Below are 16,739 nucleotides of genomic sequence, written 5' to 3'. Positions count from 1 at the left end.
ATTAGCTCATGACCACCGCCGCCATGCACATCGCGCGTACCGGGCTCGACGCCCAGGATACGCGGATGCGGGTGATCTCGAACAACCTCGCCAACGTCAACACGACCGCGTTCAAGCGCGATCGCGCTACGTTCGAGACGCTGTCCTACCAGGTGGTGACCGCCGCGGGTGCGCAGTCGACCTCGGAGAGCAAATACGCCACCGGGCTCAACCTCGGCACCGGCGTGCGCGTGCAGGGCACGTCGCGCACCGAGACGCAGGGGTCGATGAACCAGACCGGCAACTCGCTCGACGTGGCGCTGGACGGCGATGGCTATTTCCAGGTGCAGATGCCCGGCGGCCAGCTGGGCTATACCCGCGCCGGCAATTTCTCGCGCAGCCCGGAAGGGCTGATGGTCACCAGCCAGGGCTATCAGGTGATGCCCGGCATCACCATCCCGCAGAATGCGACGCAGATCACGATCGGCATGGACGGCAGCGTCAGCGCGACCGTGCCGGGCCAGTCGGAGGCGCAGAACCTGGGCCAGATCCAGGTCGCCAGCTTCCCCAACCCTGCCGGGCTGACGTCGAACGGCGACAATTTCCTGCTGGAGAACGGTGCCAGCGGTGCCGCCAACCTGGGCGTGCCCGGGCAGGACGGCCGCGGCCGCGTGCGCCAGGGCAATCTGGAGGCGAGCAACGTCAACGTGGTGGAGGAGCTGGTCGACATGATCGAGACCCAGCGCGCCTATGAGGTCAATTCGAAGATGATCTCGGCCACCGACGACATGTTGAAATACGTTAACCAGAATCTGTCATAGGATTCGCCGCTATGACGCTTCGTGCTTCCCTCTCCGCCGCTTACTGGGTCGAGGCGACCCTGGGCGCCACCGCCTGCGCGCTGGTCGCCGCCGCCTTCATGCCCGGCGCCGCCGACGCGCGGTTGTTCCCCCGCAAGGCGCCGAAGGAGGATTTCTCCGTCGTCCGCGCCCCCGTCGCCCCGCCGGCGGCGGCGCCGGTCGCCAACGGCTCGATCTTTCAGGTCGCCGACGGCTATGCCGGGCTGCACGAGGGGTGGCGCGCGCGCCGCGTCGGCGATCCGCTGACGATCGTGCTGGTGGAGCGCACCGCCGCGTCCAAATCGGCCTCGTCCAAGCTCGATTCGAAGGGCAGCTTCGGGCTGACCCCGCCGACCACCGGGCCGCTGAGCTTCCTCAACCCCAACGACGTCGGCGCCAGCGGCAACCGCGGCTTCGGCGGCACCGGCGCGGCGGACCAGTCCAACTCGCTGTCGGGTGAGGTCTCGGTCACCGTCGCGGAGGTCTATCCCAACGGCACGATGCTGGTGCAGGGGCAGAAGCGCGTGACGCTGAACCGCGGCGACGAATTCGTCCAGATCAAGGGGATCGTGCGCACCGCCGATGTCGATCGCGACAATCGCGTCGAATCGACCCGCGTGGCCGACGCGCAGATCGCCTATACCGGCAAGGGCGACGTCGCCCGCGCCAGCCGCCAGGGCTGGCTGTCCCGCTTCTTCCAGGTGGTGAGCCCCTTCTGATGCTGCGCACGCTCCTCCTCGCGCTGCTGGCGCTGGTCGCCGCGACCCCGGCGACCGCCGACCGGATCAAGGATCTGGGCGGGTTCCAGGGTATCCGCTCCAACCAGCTGACCGGCTATGGCGTGGTCGTCGGCCTGCCGGGCACCGGCGACGACAATCTCGAATATACCGTCCAGTCGGTGAAGGCGGTCGCCAGCCGCTTCGGGCTGCAACTGCCCGCCAGCGCGAACCCGGGGTTGAAGAACGCCGCGGTGGTGATGATCACCGCGGAGCTGCCCGCCTTCGCCAAGCCGGGGCAGCGGATCGACATCACCGTCGCCTCGATGGGCAAGGCGAAGTCGCTGCGCGGCGGCGCGCTGGTGCTGACCCCGCTGCTGGGTGCTGACGGGCAGATCTATGCCATGGCGCAGGGCAATCTGGCGGTCGGCGGGCTGGGCGCGGAGGGGGCCGATGGCTCGAAGATCGTCGTCAACGTCCCCTCGACCGGGCGCATCCCCGAAGGCGCGACGGTGGAGCGCGCGGTCGCGACCGGGTTCGCCGACACGCCGTTCCTGACCTTCAACCTGGCGCGCGCCGATTTCACCACCGCACAGAATGTCGCCGCCGCGATCAACCGCAAGCTGGGCTTCGGCAGCGCGCAGGCGACCGACGGCGTGTCGGTGGCGGTGCGCGCGCCGGTCGGCGCCGACGTGCGCGCCGCGCTGATGAGCCAGATCGAGAATCTCGACGTCGCCAGTGCCGAGCCGCCCGCCAAGGTGATCGTCAACGCACGCACCGGCACCGTCGTCATCAGCAGCGCGGTGCGCGTCGGCCCCGCCGCCGTCACCCATGGCAAGCTGACCGTGCGGATCGACGAGAACCAGCGCGTCAGCCAGCCCGCCCCCTTCAGCCAGGGCCAGACCGCGATGGAGAATCGCTCCAACGTGCAGGTCGTGGAGGAGAAGAAGCCGATGTTCCTGCTCAACCCCGGCCCCAAGCTGGCCGATGTGGTGAAGGCGGTGAACGCGATCGGCGCATCGCCGGCCGATCTGGTGGCGATCCTGGAGGCGCTGAAGGAAGCCGGCGCGCTCAAGGCCGAACTGGTGGTGCTGTGATGACGGACGTTCCGGGCATCTCCACGGGCATTTCGGGCGTCACCGGCATCGATTCGGGGCTGGGACGCGCCGCCACCAAGGACAATCTCGCCAAGGCGGGGCAGCAGTTCGAATCGGTCTTCACCGGCATGATGCTGAAATCCATGCGGCAGGCGAAATTGGCCGACCCATTGTTCGACAGCCAGGCGATCGACACCTTCCGCGACATGTCGGACCAGAAGGTGGTGCAACAGATGGCGATTCACACGCCGCTCGGCATCGGCAAGGCGATGACGGAATTTCTGTCGCGTTCTCAACCCGATCTTAACGCGGATGGTGGCAGCCAACCGGGATGAGTGACCTGCTCTCCATCGGCTCCTCGGGCGCCCGCGCGTATCAGACCGCGCTGACGACGGTGTCGGAGAATATCGCGAACGCGGGCAATTCGTCGTATGTGCGGCGGAACGCGAACATCCGCGAGATCGCGACGAGCACGGGATATAGCGCGACCCTCAACGGCATGGGCGCGACGGTCGACGGGATCGGGCGCGCCGGCAACCCTTATACCGAAACCGCGGTGCGCAATGCGGGCGCGGACCTGTCGCGCACCACCGCCAGCACGGTGTGGCTGGAACGCGTCGAGAGCGCGCTGTCGGGCGGCAACCTGTCGGGACAGATGACCGCGTTCTTCGCCGCGGGCACCGCGTTGCAGGCGGAGCCGACCTCGACCGCGCTGCGCGCCGGGATGCTGAGCGCGGCCTCCTCGGCGGCCGATTCGTTCGCGATGACCGCGCGCTCGCTCGACTCCGCGATGACCGAGCTCGATTCGCGTGCGGTACAGGCGACCGACGATCTGTCGCGGCTCAACCAGGCGCTGCTGAAGGTCAACCAGGGGCTGGTGAAGACCACCGCCGGCACCTCGGCCGCGGCCGGGTTGCAGGACCAGCGCGACAGCCTGTTGCAGCAGATGAGCGACCTGACCGACGTGTCGGTGACGCTCGACCAGTTCGGCCGCGCCACCGTGCGCGCGGGCAGCAGCAGCGGCCCGGTGCTGGTCGACGTGCGCGAGGCGGTGCAGGTCGGCTATCAGCGCACCGGCGGCAACGTGGCGCTGACCACGCGGCGCGAGGACGGCACCGTCGCGGTGATGACGCCCGAGGGCGGGTCGCTGGCCGGCATCACGGAGGGGGCGCAGCGGATCGCCAGCGCGCGCGATCAGCTGAACGACGTCGCCGGCGACTTCACCACCGCGGTCAACGACCTGCAACGCGCCGGGCAGGATCTGAACGGTGCCACCGGCACGAACATGTTCACCACCACCGCGGACCCCAGCAACTTCTCCGTCCGGCTGACCAGCGGGGCGCAGATCGCCGCCGCCAAGGCCGGCGGTGGACAGCGCGATTCGAGCAACCTTGCCGCGCTGGCGACGCTGCGCCAGACCGACGGGTTCGAGGGGCGTATCCAGGGCCTCGTCACCGACAATGCCGCGACGCTGAAGCAGCGCCGGCTGGTGGGCGAGGCGCAGACCGCGATCCGCGACGGCGCGGTGACGGCGCGCTCCGAGATGACGGGCGTGAACCTCGATTCGGAGGCGATCGACCTCGTCCGCTTCCAGCAGGCGTATCAGGCCGCCAGCCGCGTGATCCAGGTCGCGCGCGATACCTTTCAGTCGATCCTCGAAATCAGGTAAGACGCGATGCAGATCTCCAGCAATCTGATGTTCGATCGCTCGGCGACGCGGATGAGCACGCTGATGGCGACCGCGACCAAGCTGCAGACGCAGATCGCGACCGGCAAGAAGATCAACACGCCGTCCGAAAACGTCGCGGTGGCGCAGCAGATCGCCGAATTCGACCGCAAGGATGCCGATGCGGCGGCCTATGCCACCAACCTGAAACTGTCCGAATCGCTGCTGAAGCAGTCGGACGCCACGCTGGGATCGATCACCGACCAGCTCCAGCGCGCGACCGATCTGGTGACGCAGGCCGCGACCGGCACGCTGAGCGACGCCAACCGCAAGGTGATCGGCGGCGAATTGTCGGCGGTGGTCGATGCGCTGGTCGGACTGGGCAATACCAAGGACCTGCGCGGCCAGCCGCTGTTCGGCAGCGCGTCGGGCACCGATGCGGTGATCCGCAACGCCGACGGCAGCTTCACCTACAATACTGCGCCCAAGCTGTCGGAGATCCCGATCGGCGACGGCGTGTCGATCCAGGCTACCGAGACGGCGTCGCGCGTGTTCAACTCCAGCGCCGGCGACACGCTGGCGATGCTGGCGCAGCTGGCGACCGCGCTTCAGACCGGGACCGACCAGTCGGGCGCGGCACGCGACGCGCTGGCCCCGCTGAAGGCGGCGGGCGAGCAGGTGTCGATCGTGCAGGCGTCGGTCGGTGCGCGCGCCGCGCGCGTCGATTTGCAGCAGGGATTGCTCGACAATGCCAACCTCGATCGTGCGGAGCTGCGCTCCAGCATGGAGGACGTCGACGTGACCGAGGCCTATGCCGAGCTGTCGAAGACGCTGACGATCCTCAACGCAACGCAGCAGAGCTTCTCCAAACTGTCGCAGCTGTCGCTGTTCAACTACCTGCGCTGAGGCGCGTCCCCCACATCGTCCTGAATCCGTCGCCCCGGGCTTGAGCCGGGATCCCGCTCCTTCTGCAACGTCGCGGAGAAGCGGGACCCCGGCTCAAGCCCGGGGTGACGGCGTATCGGGCAGCTTCCCCCGGCAGAATCGTGCCGCACGGTAACCACTTCGCTACCCCTCCCGGTTTACCAACAGCGTCGTCGTCCAATAGTCAATCTACCGGGGATTCGCCCATGTTTGCGGCCATCGGCCTCGTCGTCCTACTCGGCATGGTGTTCGGCGGGTTCGCCATCACCGGCGGCAATCTCGGCCCGGTGTTCGAGGCGATCCCGCACGAGATGCTCATCATCGGCGGCGCCGCCGCGGGCGCGCTCATCATCGGCAATTCGATGGGCGAGCTGAAGGCGATGGGCGGCGGCCTGGGCAAGGTGTTCAAGGGGCCGAAGTACAAGAAGCAGGACTATCTCGACGTCATCTTCCTGGTCAGCAAGCTGATGAAGATGCTGCGGATGGAAGGGCCGATCGCGCTGGAACCGCATGTCGAGGATCCCAAGTCCTCCGCGGTATTCGCCGAATATCCCAAGCTCTTGAAGGACCATACATTGGTCAACCTGATCGCCGACACGCTGCGCCTCGTCGTGGTGTCGTCGGGCACGCTCGACGTGCATGCGGTCGAGGAGGTCATGGACAACGCCATCAAGACCCACCACCACGAGGTGGAGGGGCCGGAGCATACGCTGCAGAGCCTGGCCGACGCGCTGCCCGCGCTGGGCATCGTCGCCGCGGTGCTGGGCATCGTGAAGACGATGGGTTCGATCGACAAGCCGCCGGCGGTGCTGGGCGGGATGATCGGCTCGGCGCTGGTCGGCACGTTCATGGGCGTGCTGCTCGCTTATGGTATCGTCAATCCGTTCGCGGGCCGGCTGAAGCAGGTGATCGCGGCCGACGCGGCGATCTATCACGTCGTCAAGCAGATCATCATCGCCTCGCTCCACGGCCATCCGCAACCGCTGGTGATCGAGGCGGCGCGCTCGGGGATCGACCACAAGAACCAGCCCGGCTTCGCCGAGGTGTTCGACGGCCTGCGCGGTAAGTAAGCGCGATGGCCAAGGCTCCGCACGGCAACAACCAGCCGCCCAAGATCGTCATCGTCAAGAAGATCACCATGGTGGCCGCGGGCCATCACGGTGGCGCGTGGAAGGTCGCCTATGCCGACTTCGTGACCGCGATGATGGCGTTCTTCCTGCTGCTGTGGCTGCTGGGCGCGACCACGGAGAAGCAGCGCAAGGGCATCGCCGATTATTTCGCGCCGACGCTGCTCGACAACAAGCATGTCGGCATCGGTGGCAACGGGATCTTCGGCGGCGAATCGGTGCTGTCGAAGGAGAAGACCGGACCGAAAGCGGGCACCGCCGATCCCGCCACCGCCGCGCTGGTGCTGGGCAACAGCGCCAACGACGAGCGCAGCGGCTTCGGCAAGAAGGGGTCGCTGCGCAGCGCGCAGGCGAAGGAGGACGTGAAGAACTTCGCGCGCCTGCGCCAGCAGGTGATGAGGCAGATCGCGCAGAGCAAGGCGATGGCGAAGCTCGCCAAGCACATCCGCTTCACGATGACGCCCGACGGGATGCGCATCGACCTGGTCGACGACGCCGATTACTCGATGTTCGCGCTGGGCACGACGGCGCTCGACAGCAAGGCGTCCGACCTGATCGGGATGGTCGCGGCCGGGATCAAGGAGACGCCCAATCCGATCATGATCCGCGGCTATACCGACAGCCTGCCGTTCGGCGATCCGCGCGCGATGAACAACTGGATGCTGTCGTCGGGCCGCGCCGAGGCGACGCGCCGGCGGCTGGCGCTGGGCGGTATCCCGGACGAGCGTTTCAACCGGATCGAGGGCGTGGCCGACCGCGAGCCGATGATCGCGAGCGACCCGCAGGATCCGCGCAACCGCCGCGTCGCGATCACGCTCCTCTATCGCGCGGGCACCTTCGGGCAGTAATTGTTCCCCGGCGAAGGCCGGGGTCCAGTTGGGAAACGATCGCGGCATTTCACCAGCCGCCCGTTGCTGGACCCCGGCCTGCGCCGGGGAACAGGATTATCGATTGTTCCCCATCACGCGATCGCCGGCCGCGGATCCAGTCCCGTCCGCCGCGACGCATGCCGCCGCAGCCCGATCAGCGGGCGCAACGGACCGATCGCGCGCCCGACCAGGTAGAAAGCCCAGCATCCCGCCACGGTGGCCGCGACCAGCGCCACCGCATCCAGCCAGATCGGCCATCCCGCATCGCGCAGCCAGTACGCGCCGAGCACGATGATCGATTGGTGGACGATATAGAAGGGGAACACCGCCTCGGTCAGCGTGCGGCGCCAGCGATGGTCGCGGTTCCAGTGGCGGTCGGCGAACCCGATCAGCCCCGCGATCGCCGCCCAGCCCTCCACCGCGCGCGCGACCGAGAAGATGGTGCCCCAGGGCGCGGGCATGGTGTTGCCGGGCCAGCGGATCTCGATCCCCGCGACCAATGCATAGGCGACGACCGCGATCCCCGCCGACCAGCGCCAGCGCCGGACGAACCCGGCCAGCGTCGCGGGCGCGCAGGCGAGCGCGAAACCGAACAGGAATGCCGGCAGATAGGTGGCGTGCGCGACCCAGTCGTCGATCAGCGCATGCGTCTCGCGCCCGCCCGGGAACAGCACGAAATTGACCAGCACCATCCACGCCACCGGCACCAGCAGCAGCGCGGGACCGCGCATCGCGATGGCGAAGGCGCGCTGCGCCGCCTGCCGCGCGCGCGCCGGCAGGATCGTCGCGAGCACCGCCAGCACCAACGTATAGACCCACAGATAGCCGACGAACCACAGATGGTTCCACACCGGCAGCACCATCGGACCCACCCGGCCGAAGCGGAAGAAATCGTGCCGCCAGAAATGCCAGAAATCCTGCGTATAGCCGTATTTCAGCGACAGCTCGACCCAGGGCTGGACCGGCACGATCACCGCCACCCCGAAGGCGAGCGGGACCAGCAGCCGGAGCGTGCGCTGCCGCGCGAAGCGCCACGGCACCTTGTTGCGCAGGAACAGCGCGCGGCTGGCATAGCCCGAGACGACGAACAGCAGCGCGAGCCGCCACGGGTTGGAGGCCATCATCGGCACCGCCACCCACCATGCGCCAGGCAGCTTCGCATGGAAGTCCCACGGCACGAACACCATGCCGACATGATAGAGGATCAGGATCGCGAACGCCCCGATGCGAAGCCAGTCGAGGCCGTAATGTCGCTGCATTTCCGGCGATCTAGCACCGGTGCCGAGCGCAGGCGACTTTGAACTGTCGCGCGAAGGGCGTATGGGGCGGGCATGTCGATCCGTCCGTGGCGTGACATCACGCGTCGAGAATGCCGCCAGATCATGGTCGGCAACGTCCCCGTCGGCGGGGGCGCACCCGTCACCGTGCAGACGATGACCAACACCCCCACCAGCGATGTCGCCGCGACGATCGCGCAGATTCGTCGCTGCGAGGAGGCCGGCGCGGACATCATCCGCGTCAGCTGCCCCGATACCGACAGCACCGCCGCGCTGGGGCAGATCGTGCGCGCCGCGCAGGTGCCGATCGTCGCCGACATCCACTTCCACTACAAGCGCGCGCTGGAGGCGGCGGACGCGGGCGCGGCGTGCCTGCGCATCAACCCCGGTAACATCGGTTCGTCCGATCGCGTCGCGGAGGTGGTGCGCGCCGCCAAGGCCAACGGCTGCGCGATCCGCATCGGCGTCAACGCCGGCTCGCTGGAGCGCGACCTGCTGGAGAAATATGGCGAGCCGTGCCCGGAGGCGCTGGTCGAATCCGCGCTCGACCATATCAAGCTGCTCCAGGACCACGATTTCCACGAATATAAGGTGGCGGTGAAGGCGTCCGACGTCTTCCTGGCGGTGGCTGCCTATCAGCAACTCGCCGAGGCGGTCGACTGTCCGCTTCACCTGGGGATCACCGAGGCGGGCGGGCTGATCGGCGGGACGGTCAAGTCGTCGATCGGTCTGGGCTCGCTGCTGTGGTTCGGCATCGGCGACACGATCCGCGTGTCGCTGTCGGCGGAGCCGGAAGAGGAAGTACGCGTCGGGTTCGAGATCCTGAAGGCGCTCGGCATCCGCAATCGCGGCGTCCGCGTCGTCAGCTGCCCCTCGTGCGCGCGGCAGGGCTTCGACGTGATCCGCACGGTGCAGGCGCTGGAGGAACGGCTCCAGCATATCCGCACCCCGATGAGCCTGTCGGTGCTGGGCTGCGTCGTCAACGGTCCCGGCGAGGCGCGCGAAACCGACATCGGCATCACCGGCGGCGGCAACGGCAAGCACATGGTCTATCTGTCGGGCGTCACCGACCATCATGTCCAGGACGCCGACATGATCGAGCATATCGTGAAACTGGTCGAGGCGAAGGCGGCGGAGATCGACGCGGCGGACGCGGCGGCGAAACTTGCGGCGGAATAGCCGGAGGGCGTCGTCACGGACCTGTGCAAACCTGATCCGAAGAGGGCTTGATGGAGAGATGGTCGGTCACCGTTGCAGACGACGGGAGCATTCGTCTGCCGGATGACGTGTTGCGTGACCTCGGCCTTTCCGAAGGAGAGGATGTGACGGTCGAGCCGGCCGAGGGCGGGTTCCGGCTACGTCCTCGTACCCGGGGCGACGTCGGTTCGCCTGTCTGATCCGGTGACGCATTCGCGGCATCTGTCGCCCGCGGTCGCCTTTGCGGTGGCGGCGGCGGGGATCGGGCTGTTCTCGATCATGGACGCGTTCATGAAGTCGCTGACGCTCGCGATCGGCGTCTATAACGCGCTGTTCTGGCGCACGATGGTGGCGGCGGGGATCGGCGCGGCGGCGTGGCGCGCCGGGGGCGGGGGGCTGCCGTCACGGCGTGCGGCGCGGCTGCACCTGATCCGCGGCGCCATCACCGCGTGCATGGCGGTGCTGTTCTTCTGGGGGCTGGCGCGGGTACCGATGGCGCAGGCGATCGCGCTCAGCTACATCGCGCCGCTCCTCGCGCTGCTGCTGGGCGCGCTGGTCCTGCACGAGCGGGTCGGCGCGCGCGTGATCGCGGCCTCGCTCGCCGCGCTGGTGGGGGTCGCAACGATTATGGCGGGGCAGTCGCGCATGGCGCTGGGGCCGGAGGCGTTCCTGGGCGCGCTCGCGATCCTCGCCTCGGCGGTGCTCTATGCGCTCAACCTGATCGTCGCGCGGTTGCAGAGCCAGGCGGCGCGCCCCGGCGAGATCGCGTTCGTCCAGTCCGCGATCGTCACGCTGATCCTGGCGCTCGCCGCGCCATGGCTGGCGGTGCTGCCCGCGCCCGAGCAATGGGGGAAGATCGTCGTCGCCGCGATGCTGGCGACGGCGTCGCTGTTCCTGCTCGCCTGGGCCTATGCGCATGGCGAGGCGGGGTATCTGGCAACGACCGAATATACGTCGTTCGTCTATGCCGCGGTGCTGGGCTGGGCGGTGTTCGGCGAGCGGGTGGCGCCGACCACGCTGGCGGGTGCGGCGATCATCATCGCGGCGTGTCTTTGGGGTGCCCGCCGCCGTCCGCTGCCGCTAGAGCCGGCGGCATGACCGTCACGATCCGCCCCGCCGCCGCCGCCGATGTCCCCGTCATGCTGGGCTTCGTCCGCGATCTCGCCACGTTCGAGAAGGCGCCCGACGCGGTGAAGGCGACCGACGCGATGCTCTACGACGCGCTGTTCGGCGCCGATCCGGCCGCAGAGGCGCTGATCGCGGAGCGCGACGGGCAGGCGATCGGCTTCGCGGTCTTCTACAAGACCTTCTCCACCTGGACCGGCAAGCGCGGCATCTGGCTCGACGACCTGTACGTCACGCCGGAGGCGCGCGGCTCGGGCGCGGGCGCCGCGCTGTTGCAGGCGCTGGCGGGGATCGCGGTCGACCGCGGCTATGCCCGGTTCGAATGGTGGGTGCTCGACTGGAACACGCCCGCGATCGATTTCTATCGCGCAAAGGGGGCGGTGGCGCAGGACGAATGGACGGTGCAGCGCGTCGACGGCGCGGCGTTGCGGACGCTGGCGGGGCGCTGAGCGATGGCGTGGCTGTGGCTGATCACGGGCGGCCTGTTCGAGGTCGGGTTCACCACCTGCCTGCGCAACGCCGACGGTTTCCGCCACATCGGCTGGACGGTGGGCTTCCTGGCGTCGGTGACGCTGTCGATGCTGCTGCTGGAGGTGGCGGCGCGCAGCATCCCGATGGGAACGGCCTATGCGGTCTGGACCGGGATCGGTGCGCTGGGGACGGTGGTGATCGGAATCGCCTTCTATGGCGAGGCGGCGACGCCGCTGCGGCTGCTGCTGATCCTGGGCGCGGTCGCGTGCATCGCGGGGCTGAAGCTGACCGCCGCGCATTGACGGGGGCGATGATGGCGCTGGATCGTGGACTGATCGACTGGATGGCGGAGGTGCTGGCGGCGGACGGCACCGTCACGCACCGGCGCATGATGGGCGGCGCCACGCTCTATCTCGACGGCATCGTCTTCACGATCGTCGATGGCGACGGCAGCCTGTGGTTCAAGGGCGATGCGCAGAGCGACGCGACATGGGACGCCGCCGGATGCGCGCGCTTCACCTATGCGCGTGGCGATGGGCAGGTCGCGTCGATGAACTACCGCCGCGCGCCGGAGGCGTGTTACGACGATGTCGACGCGGCCCGAACCTGGGCGCTGCTGGGCGTGGCGGCAGGGCAGCGCGCGCCGGTGAAGAAGCGCAAGGGTGGAAAGACGGCGGGATAGCGACGCCGGGGGCGGGACGCACCGCGTGCCCCTCTCGGTGAGACACCGGCCCCTCACCCCCTCCCTCTCCCCGCAGGGGAGAGGGAGGGGCTGGTCTTATCGGCCCGGGACGTCGTGGTCGTGCGGTTCCTCGCCCTCGGCCTTGGCGGCATTGTAGCGGTCGATCGCCTCCAGCGTCACACGGCGCGCTTCCTCGCGGTCGCCCCAGGTGCCGATGCGCACCCACTTCTTCTTCTCCAGATCCTTGTAGTGGGTGAAGAAGTGCTCGATCTGCGCGAAGACGATCTCGGGCAGGTCGTCCTTCTCGCCGACATTGGCGTAATACGGGAAGGTCGAGTCGACCGGCACGCAGACCAGCTTCTCGTCGCCGCCGGCCTCGTCCTCCAGGTTCAGCACCGCGATCGGGCGCGCGCGCACGACGCAGCCCGGGATGAACGGCGAGCGCGCCACGACCAAAGCGTCGAGCGGATCGCCGTCGGGCGACAGCGTGTGGGGGACGAAGCCGTAATTGGCCGGATAGCGCATCGGCGTGTGGAGGATGCGGTCGACGAACAGCGCGCCCGATGCCTTGTCGAACTCATACTTCACCGGCTCGCCGCCGGTCGGCACCTCGATCACCACGTTCAGGTCGTCGGGCGGATTCTTGCCCACCGGGATCAGGTCGATACGCATTCTCTTCCCCTCAGGAGACGCCGGACATCGAAGCGCCCCGCATCAGCGGGGCGCCAGCAGACGATCGAGGCCACCGTCGCCGGTGCCGACCTTCTCCAGCCGCGGGTAGCGCAAGCCCCCGTGATAGTCGAGCGCTGCCGAACGGTAGGCATCCCCGCGCTTTACGGTGAGCGGGATGGCCACCTTCGTGCCCTTCGCCGCGGCGATCGCCGCCTTCATCCGGTCCGCCGACCACGCCTGTCCGTCGACCGCGACGATCTGGTCCGCCAGCGTCAGCCCGGCGTCGAACGCGGGGCTGTCCCACGTCACCGACGTCAGCTCGCCGGTCGCACCGGCGACGAACCCGCCCGACCAGGTCAGGTTGGTGTTCTTGGCGCTCGTCTCGCCCGCCTTGAACGACGGCGTGGGCGTGTCGGTATAGATCAGGCGATAGCCGTTGCGCGCGAACCCCTCCAGCGGCGCGCCCGCGGCATGTTCGGTCAGCCGCTGGTCGAGGAACCCGCGCCAGTCCCACGGCACGATCGTGTTCAGCGTCGCGGCGACATCGTCGATCGTATAGGTCACCTCGCCCCAGTCGCCGTCGCGGATGCCGAAGAAGGCACGTGCGAAATCGTCGATCGACTTCGTGCCGCCCGACTTCTGGCGCAGCAGCGAATCGACGTCCATCCAGACCAGCAGCCCTTCGTTGTAATAATCCTCGCTGCGCTGCCAGCTGGTCCAGCCCTTGGGCTTGCGCGACGAGATCACCGGATCGTTGGTGGTATCGACCAGATCGCGCCATTGCCGCGCGGGCTGGCTTTCATAGGTCGCCATGATCGCGGCATATTGGTCCAACGTGTCCTGCTTGCTGACCAGCCCGGAGCGCGCCTGGAGGACATAGCCCCAGAATTGCGTCTGCCCTTCGTACACCCACAGCAGCGAGCCGCGCATCGGAGTGCGATAATCGGGCGTCCACAGGTCCGCACCGCGGCGGAACTTGCCGTCCCAGCTGTGCGTGAATTCGTGCGGCAGCAGGTTGCGGCGCCCGGGGCCGTCGCTCCACTTGGTGAAATAGCCCGGCGTCACGCCATTCTCGCTGGAACGGTGATGCTCCAGTCCGATCCCGCCCAGCTGGTCGGTGATCGACAGCAGGAATTCGTAGCGGTCGTAATGCTGCGCGCCGAACGTCTTCACCGCCTGATCGACCAGCCGCTGGTGCGAGGCGATCTGCTCCGGCGTGGCGGCCAGCTCGGCGGGGTCGTCGGCGAAGACGTTGAGGTTCACCTGTGGTGTCAGCGGCCATACCTTGCCGTACTTGCCCGCCAGGATCGGCGAATCGACCAGGATCTCGTAGTTGGTCGCGTCATAGGTATAGGTCGCGCCCGCCACCTTGGCGGGGATCGCCCCCGCCGCGGTCCAGCCCTGCGGCCAGGTCACCGTCATCTGCACCGGGATCCGGCGCGTGAACCAGCCCGCGGGATAGAGGCTGACCGAATTGGGCTGGAGCGAGATCATCGTCGGGGTCATGACGATGCGGCCCTGGTTGGCCTGCGTCGCGGAGATGAATTGGAACGACGCCTCGATCGTCTTCGCGCCCGTCGGCACCTGGATGTGGAAGGCGAAGACGTCGACCGGGTCGCGCGTCCATTCCACCCGCTTGCCGTTGGCGGTGATGATCAGGCCGGCGAGCTTCTCGATCTCGCCGCGCGGCGAATGCGCGCCGGGCAGCCACTTGGGGAACAGCAGCGTCATCGGCCCCGCCTGCGGCACCGGGATCGTCTCCTTTACGCGGAAGATGCCTCGGCGCGTGTCGGTGGCGTCGACCGTCAGCCGGATCGTGCCGGGGAACGGGACATCGCGCGCCGCCGGGATCGTGTCGACGAAGGGCACCGGCTGCGGCGCGGAATTGCCCGCGGGCACCTGCGCGGTGGCGATGGTGGTGGTGGAGAGGAGTGCGACGGCGAGGAGCGATCGGATCATGGAGCGCGCATACCCTTTGGTTATGTTGTTACATCGGTGACGTAACGGCGCTGACGCGCGGCTGTCCAGTCCGCCTCGTCACCCCGGCCTTGAGCCGGGGTCCCGCTTCTTCCGCAACGTTGAAAGAAAAGCGGTACCCCGGGTCAAGCCCGGGGTGACGCGATCGTTGCGGTTCACCCGCCCCCCAGCACGTTGATGCTGAAGGCGATCACCCCCAGGTTGAACACGAACGCCGCGAGGCACTGCCCGGTGACGATGCGCCGGATGCGCGTGTCGCTGATCGATACGTCGGAGGTCTGGAACGTCATCCCCAGCGTGTAGCTGAAATAGAGAAAGTCCCAGTAATCGGGCGTGTCCGTGCCGGGAAAGTCGATCCCGCCCTCGTCCTTCCCGTTCTCCCCCGGGCTGTAAAACAAATGCGCGTAATGCAGCGCATAGACCATGTTGGTGAACAGCCACGCCAGCGCCAGCGTCGCGATCACCAGCACGATCGCCAGCGTGTCGTTCTTCCCCTTCAGCTCGTCATGCACCGCCAGCAGGATCACCAGCGACACCGCGCCGCTGATCGCCAGCAGCAGCGCGCGGTTGGCGTCGTTGGCCTGTGCCGCGCGGCGCATCTGCTCGGGGGTGTCGCGGCGGAACAGCGCGGCGATCGCGATCAGGAAGATCGCGGCGGCCAGGTCGAACCCGCCCATGATCGCGCGCCCGCGCCCCGCGACGTGCCACAGCGCCGCGGTGGCGCCCGCGAAGACGATCATGAACAGGACGAAGCGCGGCGGCGCCACGCGCTGTCCCAATCCCCACCAGCGATGCGGTTCGTGCATGACGAAGAGCGCTAGCGGAACGCATGGTGTCCGACTAGATACGCCACCCCATCATGGCCCGTATCCAGACCCCCGCCCGCGTCCGCGGCACCCAGGACATCTTCCGCGACGAGGAACGCCGCTTCGCGCACGTCCTCGCCACCTTCGACCGCGTGCGCCGCCTCTATGGCTTCGAACGGGTGGAGACGCCGGTGTTCGAGGATACGCAGGTCTTCGCGCGCTCGATCGGCGAGACCACCGACGTGGTGTCGAAGGAGATGTATTCCTTCCCCGACAAGGGCGGCGATTCGCTGACACTGCGCCCCGAATTCACCGCCGGGATCGCGCGGGCGTACATCACCAACGGCTGGCAGCAATATGCGCCGGTCAAGGTCGTCACCAGCGGCGCTGTGTTTCGCTACGAGCGCCCGCAGAAGGGGCGCTATCGCCAGTTCCACCAGATCGACGCCGAGATACTGGGCGCACCCGAGCCGGCGGCGGATGTCGAATTGCTGACGCTCGCCGACCAGCTGCTGGCGGAACTGGGCGTCGAGGGCGTGATGCTCCAGCTCAACACCTTGGGCGACGCGGCGACGCGCGATGCGTGGCGTGACGCTTTGGTGGCGCATTTCGAGGCGCATCGCGGGGAGTTGAGCGAGGACAGCCTGACCCGCCTCGCCAAGAACCCGCTGCGGATCCTCGATTCCAAGGATCCGCGCGACCGCCCCGTGGCCGACACCGCCCCCGGCATCGACGCCTATATGAGCGCGGAGGCCGGCGCCTTCTTCGAGGCGGTGCAAAAGGGGCTGGATGCCGCGGGCGTGCGCTGGACCCGCAACGAGCGGCTGGTGCGCGGGCTGGATTATTACCGCCACACCGCGTTCGAATTCGTCACCGACCGGCTGGGCGCGCAAGGCACCGTGCTGGCGGGCGGGCGCTATGACGGGCTGGTCGAGTCGCTCGGTGGCCCGGCGACCGCGGGCGTGGGCTGGGCCGCGGGGGTCGAGCGGCTGGCGATGCTGATCGAGGAACCGGCGGCGGCACGGCCCGAGGTGGCGGTGGTGGTCGAGGACGACCGCGCGCACGACGCCGCGGTGGCGGCGCTCGCCCGGTTGCGGCGCGCGGGCGTTTCGGCGGAACTGGTCGCGACCGGGTCGCCGAAGAAGCGCTACGATCGCGCGCTGAAGCTGGCGCCGGCGGAGACGTTGGTGTTCGCGATGGATGGCGATACGGTCGCGTCGCGCGGGCGCGTGCTGCGCGGCGACGTGTCGCGCGTTGCCGAGGTGCTGGCGTGACCTTGCCGCATATAGCACGTCACCCCGGCCTTGAGCCGGGG

19 protein-coding genes are annotated in these 16,739 nt (G+C 68.3%); 15 read left to right on the top strand and 4 right to left on the bottom strand.

Translation table 11 applies throughout. The features are described 5' to 3' along the window. Positions 1–8: 8 nt before the first annotated feature. From flgG to PGN14_RS01395, 8 genes are all read left to right on the top strand, one after another. Positions 9–800 (top strand): flagellar basal-body rod protein FlgG, encoded by a 792-nt coding sequence (gene flgG / locus PGN14_RS01430; protein WP_335297631.1) that lies wholly within the window; start codon positions 9–11, stop codon positions 798–800. A gap of 98 nt (positions 801–898) precedes the next feature. Then, the gene (locus tag PGN14_RS01425) at positions 899–1,537 is read left to right on the top strand and encodes a flagellar basal body L-ring protein FlgH (RefSeq protein ID WP_335298021.1); all 639 of its coding nucleotides are present in this window, start codon (positions 899–901) and stop codon (positions 1,535–1,537) included. Further along, positions 1,537–2,631, top strand: coding sequence for a flagellar basal body P-ring protein FlgI (locus PGN14_RS01420; RefSeq protein WP_335297630.1), 1,095 nt, complete (start codon positions 1,537–1,539; stop codon positions 2,629–2,631). The genes PGN14_RS01425 and PGN14_RS01420 overlap by 1 nt, the downstream gene beginning before the upstream one ends. Continuing rightward, on the top strand, positions 2,631–2,966 hold the full coding sequence (locus PGN14_RS01415; RefSeq protein ID WP_335297629.1) for a rod-binding protein: 336 nt from the start codon (positions 2,631–2,633) through the stop codon (positions 2,964–2,966). The genes PGN14_RS01420 and PGN14_RS01415 overlap by 1 nt, the downstream gene beginning before the upstream one ends. Further along, positions 2,963–4,300 (top strand): flagellar hook-associated protein FlgK, encoded by a 1,338-nt coding sequence (gene flgK, locus PGN14_RS01410; RefSeq protein ID WP_335297628.1) that lies wholly within the window; start codon positions 2,963–2,965, stop codon positions 4,298–4,300. The genes PGN14_RS01415 and flgK overlap by 4 nt, the downstream gene beginning before the upstream one ends. Before the next feature lie 6 nt (positions 4,301–4,306). Next, on the top strand, positions 4,307–5,203 hold the full coding sequence (locus PGN14_RS01405; RefSeq protein ID WP_335297627.1) for a flagellin N-terminal helical domain-containing protein: 897 nt from the start codon (positions 4,307–4,309) through the stop codon (positions 5,201–5,203). A 224-nt stretch (positions 5,204–5,427) separates the two neighbouring features. Continuing rightward, positions 5,428–6,291, top strand: coding sequence for a flagellar motor stator protein MotA (gene motA, locus PGN14_RS01400; RefSeq protein ID WP_335297626.1), 864 nt, complete (start codon positions 5,428–5,430; stop codon positions 6,289–6,291). 5 nt (positions 6,292–6,296) lie between these two features. Beyond that, a complete protein-coding gene (locus PGN14_RS01395; protein ID WP_335297625.1) occupies positions 6,297–7,196 on the top strand; it encodes a flagellar motor protein MotB in 900 nt (299 codons plus the stop codon). A gap of 113 nt (positions 7,197–7,309) precedes the next feature. Here PGN14_RS01395 and PGN14_RS01390 read toward each other — a convergent pair whose 3' ends face one another. Then, complete coding sequence (locus tag PGN14_RS01390; protein WP_335297624.1) at positions 7,310–8,476, bottom strand: acyltransferase family protein; 1,167 nt, start codon at positions 8,474–8,476, stop codon at positions 7,310–7,312. A gap of 72 nt (positions 8,477–8,548) precedes the next feature. Between PGN14_RS01390 and ispG the strand changes: the two genes are divergently transcribed. Genes ispG through PGN14_RS01365 form a run of 6 tightly spaced genes read left to right on the top strand, consistent with a single transcriptional unit; the run spans position 8,549 to position 11,969 of the window. Continuing rightward, positions 8,549–9,673, top strand: coding sequence for a flavodoxin-dependent (E)-4-hydroxy-3-methylbut-2-enyl-diphosphate synthase (ispG, locus tag PGN14_RS01385; protein WP_335297623.1), 1,125 nt, complete (start codon positions 8,549–8,551; stop codon positions 9,671–9,673). A 50-nt stretch (positions 9,674–9,723) separates the two neighbouring features. After that, a complete protein-coding gene (locus tag PGN14_RS16820; RefSeq protein WP_443019429.1) occupies positions 9,724–9,891 on the top strand; it encodes an AbrB/MazE/SpoVT family DNA-binding domain-containing protein in 168 nt (55 codons plus the stop codon). 4 nt (positions 9,892–9,895) lie between these two features. Next, positions 9,896–10,789, top strand: a complete 894-nt coding sequence (locus tag PGN14_RS01380) for a DMT family transporter (RefSeq protein WP_335297622.1) — start codon at positions 9,896–9,898, stop codon at positions 10,787–10,789. Beyond that, positions 10,786–11,265, top strand: coding sequence for a GNAT family N-acetyltransferase (locus tag PGN14_RS01375; RefSeq protein WP_335297621.1), 480 nt, complete (start codon positions 10,786–10,788; stop codon positions 11,263–11,265). The genes PGN14_RS01380 and PGN14_RS01375 overlap by 4 nt, the downstream gene beginning before the upstream one ends. 3 nt (positions 11,266–11,268) lie before the next feature. Next, positions 11,269–11,589 carry a DMT family transporter gene (locus PGN14_RS01370; protein WP_335297620.1) on the top strand — a complete coding sequence of 107 codons (321 nt, stop codon included), beginning with the start codon at positions 11,269–11,271 and terminating at the stop codon, positions 11,587–11,589. A gap of 8 nt (positions 11,590–11,597) precedes the next feature. Next, the gene (locus tag PGN14_RS01365; RefSeq protein WP_335297619.1) at positions 11,598–11,969 is read left to right on the top strand and encodes a TfoX/Sxy family protein; all 372 of its coding nucleotides are present in this window, start codon (positions 11,598–11,600) and stop codon (positions 11,967–11,969) included. A gap of 96 nt (positions 11,970–12,065) precedes the next feature. On the opposite strand, the gene ppa is transcribed toward PGN14_RS01365, so the two are convergent. The 3 genes from ppa to PGN14_RS01350 all read right to left on the bottom strand — a co-directional run bounded on the left by ppa (position 12,066) and on the right by PGN14_RS01350 (position 15,424). Then, on the bottom strand, positions 12,066–12,641 hold the full coding sequence (gene ppa, locus PGN14_RS01360) for an inorganic diphosphatase (RefSeq protein ID WP_335297618.1): 576 nt from the start codon (positions 12,639–12,641) through the stop codon (positions 12,066–12,068). Positions 12,642–12,683: 42 nt separating this feature from the next. Then, positions 12,684–14,600 (bottom strand): M61 family metallopeptidase, encoded by a 1,917-nt coding sequence (locus tag PGN14_RS01355; RefSeq protein WP_335297617.1) that lies wholly within the window; start codon positions 14,598–14,600, stop codon positions 12,684–12,686. Positions 14,601–14,773: 173 nt separating this feature from the next. After that, a complete protein-coding gene (locus PGN14_RS01350) occupies positions 14,774–15,424 on the bottom strand; it encodes a DUF1345 domain-containing protein (protein ID WP_335297616.1) in 651 nt (216 codons plus the stop codon). Between the two features lie 53 nt (positions 15,425–15,477). On the opposite strand from PGN14_RS01350, the gene hisS reads away from it, so the two are divergent. Then, positions 15,478–16,698: a histidine--tRNA ligase gene (hisS, locus tag PGN14_RS01345; protein WP_335297615.1), complete on the top strand. Its 1,221-nt coding sequence runs from the start codon at positions 15,478–15,480 to the stop codon at positions 16,696–16,698. Positions 16,699–16,739 lie beyond the last annotated feature (41 nt).

Origin of the sequence: Sphingomonas adhaesiva (assembly GCF_036946305.1) — a bacterium.
In the GTDB taxonomy this organism is placed as follows: domain Bacteria; phylum Pseudomonadota; class Alphaproteobacteria; order Sphingomonadales; family Sphingomonadaceae; genus Sphingomonas; species Sphingomonas adhaesiva_B.
The sequence above is the reverse complement of the archived record's forward strand: the minus strand, read 5'-3'. Positions and strand labels throughout refer to the sequence as shown.

What these genes read in the sequence shown, in the direction of transcription:
- flgG (WP_335297631.1), top strand. Translation starts at nt 9, where the DNA reads ATGACCACCGCCGCCATGCACATCGCGCGTACCGGGCTCGACGCCCAG.
- PGN14_RS01425 (WP_335298021.1), top strand. Translation starts at nt 899, where the DNA reads ATGCCCGGCGCCGCCGACGCGCGGTTGTTCCCCCGCAAGGCGCCGAAG.
- PGN14_RS01420 (WP_335297630.1), top strand. Translation starts at nt 1,537, where the DNA reads ATGCTGCGCACGCTCCTCCTCGCGCTGCTGGCGCTGGTCGCCGCGACC.
- PGN14_RS01415 (WP_335297629.1), top strand. Translation starts at nt 2,631, where the DNA reads ATGACGGACGTTCCGGGCATCTCCACGGGCATTTCGGGCGTCACCGGC.
- flgK (WP_335297628.1), top strand. Translation starts at nt 2,963, where the DNA reads ATGAGTGACCTGCTCTCCATCGGCTCCTCGGGCGCCCGCGCGTATCAG.
- PGN14_RS01405 (WP_335297627.1), top strand. Translation starts at nt 4,307, where the DNA reads ATGCAGATCTCCAGCAATCTGATGTTCGATCGCTCGGCGACGCGGATG.
- motA (WP_335297626.1), top strand. Translation starts at nt 5,428, where the DNA reads ATGTTTGCGGCCATCGGCCTCGTCGTCCTACTCGGCATGGTGTTCGGC.
- PGN14_RS01395 (WP_335297625.1), top strand. Translation starts at nt 6,297, where the DNA reads ATGGCCAAGGCTCCGCACGGCAACAACCAGCCGCCCAAGATCGTCATC.
- PGN14_RS01390 (WP_335297624.1), bottom strand. Translation starts at nt 8,476, where the DNA reads ATGCAGCGACATTACGGCCTCGACTGGCTTCGCATCGGGGCGTTCGCG.
- ispG (WP_335297623.1), top strand. Translation starts at nt 8,549, where the DNA reads ATGTCGATCCGTCCGTGGCGTGACATCACGCGTCGAGAATGCCGCCAG.
- PGN14_RS16820 (WP_443019429.1), top strand. Translation starts at nt 9,724, where the DNA reads ATGGAGAGATGGTCGGTCACCGTTGCAGACGACGGGAGCATTCGTCTG.
- PGN14_RS01375 (WP_335297621.1), top strand. Translation starts at nt 10,786, where the DNA reads ATGACCGTCACGATCCGCCCCGCCGCCGCCGCCGATGTCCCCGTCATG.
- PGN14_RS01370 (WP_335297620.1), top strand. Translation starts at nt 11,269, where the DNA reads ATGGCGTGGCTGTGGCTGATCACGGGCGGCCTGTTCGAGGTCGGGTTC.
- PGN14_RS01365 (WP_335297619.1), top strand. Translation starts at nt 11,598, where the DNA reads ATGATGGCGCTGGATCGTGGACTGATCGACTGGATGGCGGAGGTGCTG.
- ppa (WP_335297618.1), bottom strand. Translation starts at nt 12,641, where the DNA reads ATGCGTATCGACCTGATCCCGGTGGGCAAGAATCCGCCCGACGACCTG.
- PGN14_RS01355 (WP_335297617.1), bottom strand. Translation starts at nt 14,600, where the DNA reads ATGATCCGATCGCTCCTCGCCGTCGCACTCCTCTCCACCACCACCATC.
- PGN14_RS01350 (WP_335297616.1), bottom strand. Translation starts at nt 15,424, where the DNA reads ATGCACGAACCGCATCGCTGGTGGGGATTGGGACAGCGCGTGGCGCCG.
- hisS (WP_335297615.1), top strand. Translation starts at nt 15,478, where the DNA reads ATGGCCCGTATCCAGACCCCCGCCCGCGTCCGCGGCACCCAGGACATC.